The sequence below is a fragment of the Nonomuraea glycinis genome (assembly GCF_014646515.1).
Classification (GTDB): domain Bacteria; phylum Actinomycetota; class Actinomycetes; order Streptosporangiales; family Streptosporangiaceae; genus Nonomuraea; species Nonomuraea glycinis.
The window spans coordinates 13,154-25,753 of sequence record NZ_BMNK01000009.1; the positions used below are offsets into that span (position 1 = coordinate 13,154).

The window sequence follows — 12,600 nt, forward strand, 5'->3', positions numbered from 1 at the left end:
CATACGAATAGTTGTCCGCATAGTGAACAAGGGGACATCGTGCACACGGTCAGGGACGCGACGTTCGAGGTGCTCAGGCACACCGGGATGACCACGATCTTCTGCAACCCGGGCTCCACCGAGATCAGCCTGCTGACAGGGCTGCCCGACGACCTCGACTTCGTGCTCGCCCTGCACGAGGGGTCGGTGATCGGGATGGCCACCGGCTGGGCCATCGGCCACGACGCGCCCGCGCTCGCCGTGCTGCACACCACCGCCGGCCTCGGCAACGCCGTCGGGGCGATCGCCACCGCTCGGGCGAACCGGGTGCCGATGGTCATCCTGGTGGGCCAGCAGGACCGCAGGCACCTGGCGCAGGAGCCGTTCCTCGCCGGGCGGCTGTCGGGGCTGGCCGGTGACTACCCCGTGCACACCGACCATCCGGTACGCGCCCAGGACGTCCCCGGCGCCGTCGCCCGCGCCTTCCACCAGGCCACCACCTTCGCCGGGCCGGCCCTGGTGGTGGTGCCGATGGACGACTGGGCGGCGCCGTACGAAGGCGAGACCGTGACCGCGCCCGCCAGACTGCTCCGCCCGGTGTCGGTGCCGGACGCCGACCTGGCACCGCTGGTCGAACTGCTGGCGGGCGCCCGCGCCCCGGCGATCGTCACCGGCGCGGGCGCCTGTGACGGCTGGGACTCGCTGGTGGCGCTGGCCGAGCGGCTGGGGTGCCCGGTCTGGCAGGAGAGCTTCGGGGCGCGGGCCGGGTTCCCGCAGGATCATCCGCTGTACGTGGGCGTGCTGCCCGCCGACCGGCCACGGCTGCGGGCGGCGCTGGCGGAGCATGACGTGGTGCTGGCCGTGGGTGCGCCGGTCTTCCGGCAGTACGGGTACGAACCCGGCCCGCTGGTCGAGCCCGGCACCACGATCGCGCTGGTCACCGACGACCCCGCCGAGGCGCATCGGAGCCCGGCCGAGCTGGCCTACCTCGCCCGTCCGGACCAGGTGTGCGCACGCCTGGCCCAGCTCGTCCCACCCCGCGAACCCGGACCCGGCACACACATCCCATCCCGCGAACCCGCCCCGCTCACCTCGCCCCAGGAGCCTGGACCCGCCGTGTTGCGCGCCGAACCCGTGACCGACGGGCCGTTGCGGCCCGTGCGGGTGCTGCGGGAGTTGGCCGCGCGGCTCCCCGAGGACGTGGTGCTCGTCGAGGAGACGCCGTCATCGCGGCCCGACCTGCACAGGCTGCTGCCCGCCCGCAACCCGCTCGGGTTCGTGTCCGCGGCGATGGGCGGGCTGGGGTTCGCGCTGCCGGCGGCCGTGGGGTTGCGGATGGCGCTGCCCGACCGGCCGGTCGTGGCGGTCGTGGGCGACGGGGCCGCGCTCTGCGGCGTGCAGGCCCTGTGGAGCGCGGCCCACTACCGCGTCGGAACGCTGTTCGTGGTGCTGGCCAACGGGCGCTACGCGGTGATGGACCGGCTGGCGGAGCAGCACGGCGGCAAGGCGCCCTGGCCGGCGTTCGACGAGGTCAGCATGGCCGGGATGGCCAGGGCGCTGGGCTGCGAGGCCATCCGGATCAACGACCACGGCGAGCTGACCGCCGCCCTGGACGACGTGCTGCCCACGCTGGCCGCCCGCCGCGAACCCCTCCTGCTCGACGTCAGCGTGAGCGTGGATCCCGATTTTCAGCGTGATCTGGCGTGGAACCTGGGCGTTGACGCCCGGGAGGAAACGGCAGCGCGGGAGGGCCGCCAGGCCCGAGCGGTGCTGTGACAGTCGGCCCCGGTGCGCGGCTCAGCTGCGGATCTCGGGGCTGGGTTCCTCTCGCGGTGAGTGGACCGAATGGTAGTGTGTGCGATTGTGAAACTGGTGGTGCAGGTGAGACTTCTGCCCACGCCTGAGCAGGCGGCGGCCTTGGAAGCCACCCTGCGCACGGTCAACCGGGCCGCCAACGAGGTGTCGCGGGTCGCGTTCGCCCGGAAGATCCATGCGGGGCGTGACCTGCGCCGGGTGACCTACGGTCAGGTCCGGGCCGCCTTCGGCTTGGGGTCCCAGCCCGCCCAGCACACGATCAAGAAGGTCGCCGACGCCTACACCGCCCTTCGGGCCAATCTGCGTAACGGCACCTACGGCCCGGCCAACTCGCCGCGCAGGCTCAAAGCGGAATCGCAACCGATCAGCTTCCGCCCGCTGGCGGCCCAGCCGTTCGACGACCGCTGCCTGTCCTGGGACCACGATGCGCGGACGATCTCGATCTGGACCAGCAGCGGCCGGGCAAAGAATGTGGCGTTCACCGGCTCGGCCGCCCAGTTGGCGCAACTACGGAAGCACCGCCGCGGCGAGTCCGATCTGCTGTCCCGTGACGGCATGTGGTTCCTGCTGGCCACCATCGAGATCCCCGAGGCGCCGCTCCGCGAGCCCGACGGGTTTCTCGGCGTTGATCTGGGCATCGCCAACATCGCCACCACCTGCCCCGCCACAACTCCCTCCACAACTCCCATCGGTGCCGCAACCCCCGCCGCCGGCACCGAGCCCGCCACGGGTGCCGGGCCCAGCCCGGCCCGCTACAGCGGCGCGAAACTGAACGCGGTCCGCCACCGCCACCGGGAACTACGCCGCCGACTGCAGGCCAAAGCCACCAAATCCGCGAAACGGCTGTTGAAGAAGCGCCGCCGCAAAGAAGCGCGGTTCGCCGCCGATACCAACCATGTGATCGCCAAACGCATCGTGACCGAGGCCCAGCGCACCGGCCACGGCATCGCCCTGGAAGACCTCCAGGGCATCCGTGACCGGGTACGGCTCCGCAAGCCCCAGCGGGTCACCCTGCACTCATGGAGTTTCCACCAGCTCGGCGGCTTCATCACCTACAAGGCCCGGCGGGCCGGGGTCGCCGTGATCCACGTCGACCCGGCCTACACCAGCCGGCAGTGTTCGGCCTGCGGGCACACCGACCGCCGCAACCGGCCCAGCCAATCCACTTTCTCCTGCACGTCGTGCGGCTTCGCTGAGCACGCCGACGTCAACGCGGCCCGCAACATCGCCACCCGCGGCGTCGCGGACTGGGCAGTGAGTCACGCTGCCGACGACGCGGCCTGAACCGTCGAAGCCATCGACGGCAAGGAGCTGCAAGCTCGGTCCCTTCAGGGCTGAGAAGCTGACGCCTGAGAACCGCGCTCGGCGGCCTCGACCACGTTGGACAGCAGCAGGGCGCGGGTCATCGGGCCGACACCACCGGGGTTGGGGGTGAGGAAGCCGGCCACCTGGTCCACGCCGGGCGCCACGTCACCGGCGATCTTGCCGTCGACGCGGGAGACGCCCACGTCGAGCACGGCCGCGCCGGGCTTGACCATCTCGGGAGTGATCAGGTGCGGCACCCCCGCCGCCGCCACCACGATGTCCGCACGGCGTACGTGACCGGCCAGGTCCTGGGTGCCGGTGTGGCAGAGGGTCACGGTGGCGTTCTCGCTGCGCCGGGTGAGCAGCAGGCCGAGGGAACGGCCCACGGTGATGCCACGGCCGACCACGGCCACCTCGGCGCCCTTGATCGGCACGCCGTACTCCTGAAGGAGCAGCACGATCCCGTGCGGCGTGCAGGGCAGCGGCGCGTCGACCATGTGGACGAGGCGGCCGAGGTTGATCGGGTGCAGGCCGTCCGCGTCCTTGGCCGGGTCCATCCGCTCCAGCAGGGCCATGGTGTCCAGGTGCCTGGGCAGCGGGAGCTGGACGATGTAGCCGGTGCACTCGGGGGAGGCGTTGAGCTCGTCGATGGCGGCCTCGACGTCGGCCTGCGAGGCGGTCTCCGGCAGATCGACGCGGATCGAGGAGATGCCCACCTCGGCGCAGTCGCGGTGCTTGCCCGCCACGTAGATCTGGCTGCCGGGGTCCTCGCCCACCAGCACGGTGCCCAGGCCCGGCGTGATGCCCCGCTCCTTGAGCGCGGCCACCCGGGTCGCTAGGTCTGCCTTGGTCTTTGCGGCGGTCGCCTTGCCGTCGAGTCTCACTGCGCTCATGCGCCCGATCCTTTCACGACCCCCGACGCCTCCCACCAATCGCCCTCCCCCTGTGATCGCCACCCGCCATAAAAGGTGATCTCTGTGATCGCCGCCTCGCCGTACAGGACGATCTTTCAGATCGCCCGCCCCGCAGATCGATCTCTCTGATCACTGACCCCGCCGTTCAGGACATCCTTTACGGCCGGCCCGGGAGGGCCCAGTCACCGTAAGTGGCTGAGGTCTGTCCAGGGGAACGGTTCCCCGGTGGAGCGGGCGCGGCGCCGTTACGTGCGCGAGGTGGGCCGGTCAAGTGGTCATAGAGGGTGATCTGAGCCACAAATTGACATCGTTGTCATCGGTCTTTCGACGGCATAGTGTGACGGACGCCAGCATCTCGCTCATCGAGGGGTGACCTTGTCCGCTCGCCTGCCGTCCGTGGAGCCCGACAACCACCACGAACACTGATGACTCACGTACTCGCCATCGACATCGGAGGAACCAAGCTCGCCGCCGCACTGGTGGACGAGGGAGGCTCCGTACTGCGCTCCGCCACCCGCCCCACCCCGCGCGAGGACGTCATGGCCTCGCTCGCCACCCTGATCAAGGAGGTGTCCGAGGGCGGGCCCGAGCCGAGCGCCGCCGGGATCGGCTGCGCCGGGCCGTTGGACCTGGCCGCCGGCACGGTCAGCCCGGTGAACATGCCGAGCTGGCGCGGCTTCCCGCTGCGTGACCAGGTGCGCGAGCTGACCGGCCTGCCCACGGTCCTCGCCGGTGACGCCCAGTGCATGGCGCTCGGCGAGCACTGGCTGGGCGCCGGCCGGGGCAGCGCGGCACTGCTCGGCATCGTGGTGTCCACGGGCATCGGCGGCGGCCTGGTGATCGGCGGCCGGCCGCTGCTGGGCCCCACCGGCAACGCCGGCCATGTGGGCCACATGACGGTCGACCCGTACGGCGAGCGCTGTGAGTGCGGCGGGCGCGGCTGCGTGGAGCGTTACTCCAGCGGCCCGAACATGGTCCGCTGGGCCCTGGAGAACGGCTGGACCCCGGCCGAGGCGGCCCCACCACGCGACAGGGCGTGCGGCGGCACGGGAGTGGCACCGGCGAGAGCCGACGCGCGCCTGCTCGCTCAGGACGCGGCGGCCGGGAACGTGGTCGCGGTGGCCGCGTTCGCGCGGGGCGCCACGGCGCTGGCCGGGATGATCGCCGCCACGGCCGCCGCCACGGAGGTGAGCACGGTCGTCATCGGCGGTGGCGTCTCGGGGGCCGGGCCGGTGCTGTTCGAGCCGCTGGCACGGGCACTCGACGACATCGGCGGCCTGCCGTTCGTCCGGGCGGTCCGGGTGGAGCAGACCACCCTGGGAGTGCAAGCCGGCCTCGCCGGAGCCGCCAAGCTGGCCTGGGACTACTCGCGCTCGGCGACCTGAGCCTCGCGGCGCTCGATGATCCTGCGGGTGAACGGGATGTACTCGACCACGCGTCCGCCGAGGTAGGCCCCGGCGAAGGCGAGCAGGATGAGCACGAACGGGCTGGTGGCGAACCCGTTCACCGCGAGCAAGGCATGCAGGATTGCGTCAAGCATGGTCATATAGGACTCCATGGGAAGAAACGCGCAACGGCGGGTAAAGAGTAACCCTGCTGTTGGCATGCTCGCGGCGTTTTTCCGTGGCGCGGGTGACCCGGGGCGGCCGGGTCACCCGCGGTTGATCAGTGGAAGAAGTGGCGCGTGCCGGTGAAGTAGAGGGTGACGCCGGCCTTCTCCAGAGCCTCGATGACCTCCTGGTCCCGCACCGAGCCGCCCGGCTGCACGATGGCCTTGACCCCCGCCTCGACCAGCACCTGCGGCCCGTCAGGGAACGGGAAGAAGGCGTCCGACGCCGCCACCGAGCCCACCGCCCGCTCTCCTGCCCGGGTGACCGCCAGACGGCAGGAGTCGACCCGGTTGACCTGCCCCATGCCGACGCCCACCGTGGCCCGGTCGGCGGCCAGCAGGATCGCGTTGGACTTGACCGAACGGGCCGCCCGCCAGGCGAAGGCCAGGTCGGCCAGCAGCTCCGGCGAGGCGGGCTCCCCCGCCTTGAGGCTCCAGCTCTCGGGCGCGTCGCCCGGCGCCTGCAGCCGGTCCGTCTGCTGCACGAGCAGCCCGCCGTCGATCCGGCGGAACTCGGCCGCGTTGGCCGGCCCGCTCGGGCAGACCAGCAGCCGAAGGTTCTTCTTCTGCGTGAGTACGGCCAGCGCCTCCGGGTCGTAGGAGGGGGCCACCACCACTTCGGTGAACACCTCGGCGATCTGCGTGGCCAGCTCGGCCGTGACCGCGCCGTTGACCGCGATCACGCCCCCGTAGGCGGAGACCGGGTCGCAGGCGTGTGCCTTGCGGTGGGCCTCGGCCACGTCGGCGCCGACGGCGATGCCGCACGGGTTCTGGTGCTTGATGATCGCCACGCACGGGTCGGCGAAGTCCCAGGCCGCCCGCCACGCCGCGTCGGCGTCGAGGTAGTTGTTGTAGGACATCTCCTTGCCGTGCAGCTGCTCGGCGTTGGCCAGCCCGTCGTCGCCGGAGCTGTAGAGGGCGGCGCTCTGGTGCGGGTTCTCGCCGTAGCGCAGCTCGGCCTTGCGCTGCCAGGCGGCGCCCATGAAGGCCGGCCAGGGGCCGGACGCCTCTTCGGTGGCGTAGGCACTGGCGAACCACGACGCCACGGCCACGTCGTAGGAGGCGCTGTGGGCGAAGGCGACGCCGGCCAGCCGCCTGCGCTCGGTCAGCGTGAAACCGCCCTGGTCGAGGGCGGCCAGCACGCCGTCGTAACCGGCGGGGTCGACCACCACGGCGCAGGTGCTGTGGTTCTTGGCGGCGCCGCGGATCATCGCGGGCCCGCCGATGTCGATCTGCTCGACGCACTCCGCGTCGGACGCGCCCGAGGCCACCGTCTCCTGGAAGGGATAGAGGTTGACCACGACGAGCTGGAACGGGTCGATCTCCAGCTCGTCGAGCTGCGCCACGTGGTGCGGCTTGGTGAGGTCGGCCAGCAGCCCGGCGTGCACCCGCGGGTGCAGGGTCTTGACCCGCCCGTCGAGGCACTCCGGGAATCCGGTGAGCTGCTCGACCTTGGTCACCGGGATGCCGTAGGACGCGATGGCGGCCGCGGTGCCGCCCGTCGACACGATCTCCACGCCCGCGCCGTCGAGGGCCCTGGCCAGCTCCTCCAGCCCCGACTTGTCGTACACGGCGATCAACGCGCGCCGGATGGCGATGCGAGTCACTTGCTTTCCCCTCCTGATGGGTTGCCTATGCGGACGATGCGTCCGCTGACCGTCCAGCCCTCCCGGGCCAACCGGCCGACGATGTCGACGAGCAGGCGGCGCTCGACGGTCTTGATGCGCTCGTGCAGCTCCGCCTCGTCGTCGTCGGGCAGCACGGGCACGGCCTCCTGGGCGACGATCGGGCCGGTGTCGACCCCCGCGTCGGCCAGCATCACGGTGCAGCCGGTCACCTTGACCCCGTGCGCCAGCGCGTCGCGCACGCCATGCGCGCCGGGGAAGGACGGCAGCAGCGCGGGGTGGGTGTTGAGCACGGGGACGGCGTCGAGCGTCGGGGCGCCGAGAATTTTCATGAATCCGGCCGAGACCACGAGGTCCGGCTTGTAAGAGGCGATCTCTTCCGCGATCGCCGCATCCCACTCCTGCCGAGACGGATAATCGCCTAGTTTGTGGACGAAAGTGGGCACTCCACTCCGCGAAGCTCTGGCCAGACCTTCGATGCCCTCCCGGTCCGCCCCTACGGCCACCACCTGGGCGCCGTAGGAAGGATCGGCAGAAGCGTCCAGCAGGGCCTGTAGGTTTGTTCCAGAGCCGGAGACGAGAACGACGAGCCGCCCAGCCTTAGACACGCACACTCCAATGGGGATCCGTGGTGGGGCTGCCAGCGTATCTGTTCCTCGCCTGGCGACGCAGAGGAGGTCAGGTGTCGACACCGGTGCAAGCACCGGCCGGTCAGCAGCCCGCGGAGTCCGCGGGCCGCCGAGCGATCTGGTTGTCCATCGCAGCGCTGGCCATGACGTTCATGTTGCCCGCTGCCGGGCTGGTGATGGCGTTGTTCGCGATCGTGGCCGGGATCCGCGCGGTCCCGCTGCTGAAAGCCGCGGGCAAGCCCACCGGCGTGACCGCGGGCGGCATCGCCGTCGCGGCCGTCGCGCTGGCGCTGTCCGCCGCGACCACGGGCATGCAGCTCTATCTCATGAACGAGAACTCCGCCTACCAGGAGTGCATGAAGAGCGCGGGCACCGTGTCATCCCAGGGCGAGTGCTTCGTTCAGTTCAAGGAGGCGGCCCAGAAGAAGCTGCCCCCCGACGTGCTGGAGCTCATCGGAGCGACCCGGCCCTAGCCGCGGTTCCCAGGCGTAGGCCTGGCCCTAGTCTCGGTCCCCAGGCGTAGGTCCGGCCCTAGTCGCGGTCCCAGGCGTAGGGGTCGACGTAGATGACGTGACCGCCGCGATCGTCGGACTCGTCCACGATGTCCTTGCGCACCGGGACGGACTCGTCCAGCGGCAGGCGCGGACGGGCCTGGGAGAGCGTCTCGGCCGCGGCCGAGGCGTGCTCATCCTGCCAGTCGTCGCGGATGACCGGGATCGCCTGCGTGTCGGCCTCGGTGGCGTCCATCCAGTGGCCCGGCAGCGGCCGGGCGTCGGCCTCGGCCAGCCCCACCTTGCTCGCCGCCCTGGCGATCGCCGCCCCCGCCTTGCGGACCGGCACCGCGGCCTTGTCCAGCGGCACCCGGGCCCGCTTGTTGAGCAGCAGCAGGTTCGTCACCCCGGCGGAGATGCCCGAGGCCACGCCCACCTCCAGGGCGACCGACAGGGCCACCTCCCACGGGGACGGCCCGACGGCCGTCAGCCGCCCGCCGCCGATCGGGCCACCGGACAGCGCCGCGAGCAGCCCCGTCACCAGTCCCGTCGTGACGCCGGTCAGGAAGCCCCACAACGGCGCGGCCTCGTACGAGGGAGAGGGCGACATCCTGGCGACCACGATGCCTGCCACGATCCCCGCCGCGAACGGCAGCGCGATCACCGCCATCATCCAGCCCGACACCGGACCGCTCTCGGGCAGCGCGCCGAGCAGCGGCAGGCTGGGCACCGTGCCGAGTTGCACGCCCGTGGGCGCGACGAGAGTGTCGGCCCCGACGGCGAACCCCGGGCCGGCGATGTAGGAAGAGGCCCAGATGACCCCGTTGAACAGATAGAGGGCCTGTACCAGCACGAGCAGCAGGCCGCCGACGAGCCCGGGGGCGAGCACGTCGGTCAGCTCGCGCACCTGGTCGAAGTGGATCACCACGGCCACCAGGACGAGCAGCAGCCCGGCCGCGATCAGGATCGTGGTGGCCACGGCCGTGCCCACGGTCAGCGCCCGCACCCGCTCCGGCAGCAGCCGCAGCATCGCCCGCCAGGGCCCGATCGTGCGCGCGATGGCCAGCACACCCGCCACGAACGCCAGCAGGAAGTGGCTGAGCAGCGCCTCACCGATATAAGGCTGCGTGATCTCGTTGCGCGCGACCAGCGCGATCAACCCGGCCAGCAGCGCGTACGGCGCGGCCAGCGACACGCCGGCCTGGGCCACCAGGACGAGCTGGGCCCGCCGCCGGGCGTTGGCCTTCTCCCGCGGGCTGTTCTTGGGCAGCCTGGCGGGCAGCCGGAACCGCAGGTCGGCGTCGCGGGCCATCCAGCGGCCCGCCTTGTACAGCAGCAACGCCGGCAGGATCATCAACCCGATCGGCAGCAATCCGACCCTGCCGCCGGGCATCTCGAACCCGGCGTGGTGCGCGGCCAGCCAGATCTGCGCGGCCGTCCTGAACACCTCGGGCAGCCCGGACCCCAGCGCGCCACGCGGCGCGGCGATCCAGCCGACCAGGGTGAGCGTGGTGAGCACGGCAAGCCCGACGCCCAGCGTGCAGGCGGCGGCGAGCATCCCGGACACGGGCAGCGGCCGGCGTGTCCCGTCATCGTCACTCGAGACCCCGGGGAGTTTGCTGAGGACCGAACGAGGGGCGGCCCGCAGCTGGTCGAGTATCGCCGTCACAACAGTGATTTTCTCAATCTTTCCCGACCACCGCTTGGTTGACGCGCCGCCCTGAACCACTTTGTGAGCCGTTTCAAGATCAAACCTGGCTCTGGCGACGGTTAAGGAACCTTAAATCACCGTACGTAGTCCGTACGGCACCTTCTCGGGCACGGAAGCCCGGCGCCAAAGGGAAAGCCCCGCGCGGTGAGAGATCACCGGCGGGGCCTTCACCGTTGAGTGGAGTCAGCGCGACTGCATGACCTCGCGCATCAGCCGGGCCGTCTCGGAGGGGGTCTTGCCGACGCGGACGCCGACCTTCTCCAGGGCCTCCTTCTTGGCCTGGGCGGTGCCGGCGGAGCCCGACACGATCGCGCCCGCGTGGCCCATGGTCTTGCCCTCGGGCGCGGTGAAGCCCGCGACGTAGGCGACGACCGGCTTGGTGACGTACTGCTCGATGTAGGCGGCGGCCCGCTCCTCGGCGTCGCCGCCGATCTCGCCGATCATCACGATCGCGTCGGTGCCCGGGTCCTCCTGGAAGGCCTGCAGGGCGTCGATGTGCGTGGTGCCGATGACCGGGTCGCCGCCGATGCCGACGGCCGTGGAGAAGCCGAAGTCACGCAGCTCGTACATGAGCTGGTAGGTCAGCGTGCCGGACTTGGACACCAGGCCGATGCGGCCGGCCGTGGTGATGTCGGCGGGGATGATGCCGGCGTTGGACGCGCCCGGCGAGGCGATGCCGGGGCAGTTGGGGCCGATGATGCGGGTCTTGTTGCCCTTGGACACCGCGTACGCCCAGAACTCGGTCGAGTCGTGGACCGGCACACCCTCGGTGATCACCACGCAGAGCGGGATCTCCGCGTCGATGGCCTCCTTGACGGCGTCCTTGGTGAACGCCGGCGGCACGAACACCACCGACACGTCGGCGCGCGTCTTCTCGATGGCCTCCTTGACCGTGCCGAACACGGGCAGACCCTCGTGCGTGGTGCCGGCCTTGCGCGCGTTGACGCCGCCGACCACGCGGGCTCCGGAGGCGAGCATGCGCCGGGTGTGCTTGGTGCCCTCGCCACCGGTCATGCCCTGAACGATGATCTTGCTGTTTTCCGTCAGCCAGATGGCCATGACTCACACACCTACCGAAGCGAGCTCGGCGACCCGCTTGGCCGCGTCGTCCATCGTGTCCACCAACTCGACCCGCGGGAGTGCGGCGTCGGCCAGAATCTGCCGCCCGAGCTGGGCGTTGTTGCCGTCGAGGCGGACCACCAGCGGGTGGGTCACCGCCTCGCCACGGCTCTCCAGCAGCTTGAACGCCGAGACGATGCCGTTGGCCACGGCGTCGCAGGCGGTGATCCCGCCGAAGACGTTCACGAAGATCGACTTGACCGACGGGTCGGAGATGATGATCTCCAGGCCCGCGGCCATCACCTCGGCCGAGGCGCCGCCGCCGATGTCGAGGAAGTTGGCCGGGGACGGCTTGCCCGGGAAGGCCTCGCCGGCGTAGGCCACCACGTCGAGCGTGGACATGACCAGGCCCGCGCCGTTGCCGATGATGCCGACGTCGCCGTCGAGCTTGACGTAGTTGAGGTCCTTGGCCTTGGCCGCGGCCTCCAGAGGGTCCTCGGCCGACTTGTCGGCGTAACCCTCATGGTCCGGCTGGCGGAAGACGGCGTTGTCGTCAAGAGTGACCTTGCCGTCCAGCGCCTTCACCTCGCCGTCGGCCGACAGGATCATGGGATTGACCTCGACCAGCGTGGCGTCCTCGTCCACGAAGGCGCACCAGAGCTTCTCGATGAGCTCGGCCGCGCCGTCGAGCGACTTCTCCGGCAGCCCGCCGGCCTGGGCGATCTCGCGCCCCTTGGCCCGGTCGACGCCGGTCAGCGCCGAGACCGGCACCTTGGCGACCTTCTCCGGAGCGCTGTGGGCCACCTCTTCGATGTCCATGCCGCCGGCCGCCGAGCAGATCGCGAGGAACGTACGGTTCGCGCGGTCGAGCAGGAAGGAGAAGTAATATTCCTCCTCGATCGCGCTGGCCTCCTCCACGAGCACCTTGTGCACCGTGTGGCCCTTGATGTCCATACCGAGAATGGCGGTCGCCTTCTCGACGGCGTCGGCCGCGTCATCGGCCACCTTGACGCCGCCGGCCTTGCCACGGCCGCCGGTCTTTACCTGAGCCTTGACGACAACGCGCCCTGTCAGCTCTTGCGCCGCCGCTCGCACCTCCTCCACGGTGTGAGCGACGATGCCGCGTGGCACCGGAATGCCGTAGTCCGCGAAGAGCTCCTTCGCCTGATGTTCGAACAGGTCCACGAGGGTCCGTCCTTGCTTAATCCGACTGATGTTCGACGGCCCGGGCTACCCCGCGCATGCCGGGCGTTTCCGCCAGTGAAGCCTAGCCCCAAGCTTGACCCTCCCAGGTCATCGGGTGGCCGATATGCCGCGATGTGACGGTGATCTCACTTCGGCGAGGCACCCTCTGCACGGAAAGTGCACCCATTCACCGAAAAATACGGCGACGCCCGATATATGGTCGTGATCTTTGATTGGCATGATCCGTTGTCCGTCGTCATTCATCCTAAAAGGATCCG

At 70.6% G+C, this 12,600-nt stretch carries 11 protein-coding genes; 4 read left to right on the forward strand and 7 right to left on the reverse strand.

The window, feature by feature from the left end; all coding sequences use genetic code 11:
• Nucleotides 1–39 precede the first annotated feature (39 nt).
• Both IEY87_RS24525 and IEY87_RS24530 read left to right on the forward strand, forming a co-directional pair.
• Nucleotides 40–1,755, forward strand: coding sequence for a thiamine pyrophosphate-dependent enzyme (locus tag IEY87_RS24525; protein WP_189141126.1), 1,716 nt, complete (start codon nucleotides 40–42; stop codon nucleotides 1,753–1,755).
• 69 nt (nucleotides 1,756–1,824) lie between these two features.
• Nucleotides 1,825–3,078 (forward strand): RNA-guided endonuclease InsQ/TnpB family protein, encoded by a 1,254-nt coding sequence (locus IEY87_RS24530; protein WP_189141433.1) that lies wholly within the window; start codon nucleotides 1,825–1,827, stop codon nucleotides 3,076–3,078.
• 44 nt (nucleotides 3,079–3,122) lie between these two features.
• Here IEY87_RS24530 and IEY87_RS24535 read toward each other — a convergent pair whose 3' ends face one another.
• The gene (locus IEY87_RS24535) at nucleotides 3,123–3,992 is read right to left on the reverse strand and encodes a bifunctional methylenetetrahydrofolate dehydrogenase/methenyltetrahydrofolate cyclohydrolase (protein WP_189141127.1); all 870 of its coding nucleotides are present in this window, start codon (nucleotides 3,990–3,992) and stop codon (nucleotides 3,123–3,125) included.
• Between the two features lie 446 nt (nucleotides 3,993–4,438).
• Between IEY87_RS24535 and IEY87_RS24540 the strand changes: the two genes are divergently transcribed.
• Complete coding sequence (locus IEY87_RS24540; protein ID WP_189141128.1) at nucleotides 4,439–5,398, forward strand: ROK family protein; 960 nt, start codon at nucleotides 4,439–4,441, stop codon at nucleotides 5,396–5,398.
• On the opposite strand, the gene IEY87_RS24545 is transcribed toward IEY87_RS24540, so the two are convergent.
• The 3 genes from IEY87_RS24545 to purN form a co-directional block, all read right to left on the reverse strand.
• Entirely contained in the window at nucleotides 5,377–5,559 is a 183-nt protein-coding gene (locus tag IEY87_RS24545) for a hypothetical protein (RefSeq protein ID WP_189141467.1), read from the reverse strand. The two genes, IEY87_RS24540 and IEY87_RS24545, sit on opposite strands and share 22 nt — an antisense overlap.
• Nucleotides 5,560–5,678: 119 nt before the next feature.
• Nucleotides 5,679–7,229: a bifunctional phosphoribosylaminoimidazolecarboxamide formyltransferase/IMP cyclohydrolase gene (gene purH / locus IEY87_RS24550; protein WP_189141129.1), complete on the reverse strand. Its 1,551-nt coding sequence runs from the start codon at nucleotides 7,227–7,229 to the stop codon at nucleotides 5,679–5,681.
• Nucleotides 7,226–7,855 carry a phosphoribosylglycinamide formyltransferase gene (gene purN / locus IEY87_RS24555; RefSeq protein WP_189141130.1) on the reverse strand — a complete coding sequence of 210 codons (630 nt, stop codon included), beginning with the start codon at nucleotides 7,853–7,855 and terminating at the stop codon, nucleotides 7,226–7,228. The genes purH and purN overlap by 4 nt, the downstream gene beginning before the upstream one ends.
• Before the next feature lie 74 nt (nucleotides 7,856–7,929).
• Here purN and IEY87_RS24560 point away from each other — a divergent pair, with 74 nt between their 5' ends.
• Entirely contained in the window at nucleotides 7,930–8,349 is a 420-nt protein-coding gene (locus tag IEY87_RS24560; RefSeq protein ID WP_225277644.1) for a hypothetical protein, read from the forward strand.
• A gap of 58 nt (nucleotides 8,350–8,407) precedes the next feature.
• Here the strand turns inward: IEY87_RS24560 and IEY87_RS24565 are convergent, their stop codons facing one another.
• The 3 genes from IEY87_RS24565 to sucC form a co-directional block, all read right to left on the reverse strand.
• Complete coding sequence (locus IEY87_RS24565; protein WP_189141131.1) at nucleotides 8,408–10,036, reverse strand: cell division protein PerM; 1,629 nt, start codon at nucleotides 10,034–10,036, stop codon at nucleotides 8,408–8,410.
• A 225-nt stretch (nucleotides 10,037–10,261) separates the two neighbouring features.
• Nucleotides 10,262–11,137 carry a succinate--CoA ligase subunit alpha gene (gene sucD, locus IEY87_RS24570; RefSeq protein WP_189141132.1) on the reverse strand — a complete coding sequence of 292 codons (876 nt, stop codon included), beginning with the start codon at nucleotides 11,135–11,137 and terminating at the stop codon, nucleotides 10,262–10,264.
• 3 nt (nucleotides 11,138–11,140) lie between these two features.
• Nucleotides 11,141–12,322: an ADP-forming succinate--CoA ligase subunit beta gene (gene sucC, locus IEY87_RS24575; protein WP_189141133.1), complete on the reverse strand. Its 1,182-nt coding sequence runs from the start codon at nucleotides 12,320–12,322 to the stop codon at nucleotides 11,141–11,143.
• Nucleotides 12,323–12,600 lie beyond the last annotated feature (278 nt).

What these genes read in the sequence shown, in the direction of transcription:
- IEY87_RS24535 (WP_189141127.1), bottom strand. Translation starts at nt 3,992, where the DNA reads ATGAGCGCAGTGAGACTCGACGGCAAGGCGACCGCCGCAAAGACCAAG.
- IEY87_RS24530 (WP_189141433.1), top strand. Translation starts at nt 1,825, where the DNA reads ATGGTAGTGTGTGCGATTGTGAAACTGGTGGTGCAGGTGAGACTTCTG.
- sucD (WP_189141132.1), bottom strand. Translation starts at nt 11,137, where the DNA reads ATGGCCATCTGGCTGACGGAAAACAGCAAGATCATCGTTCAGGGCATG.
- IEY87_RS24545 (WP_189141467.1), bottom strand. Translation starts at nt 5,559, where the DNA reads ATGACCATGCTTGACGCAATCCTGCATGCCTTGCTCGCGGTGAACGGG.
- IEY87_RS24540 (WP_189141128.1), top strand. Translation starts at nt 4,439, where the DNA reads ATGACTCACGTACTCGCCATCGACATCGGAGGAACCAAGCTCGCCGCC.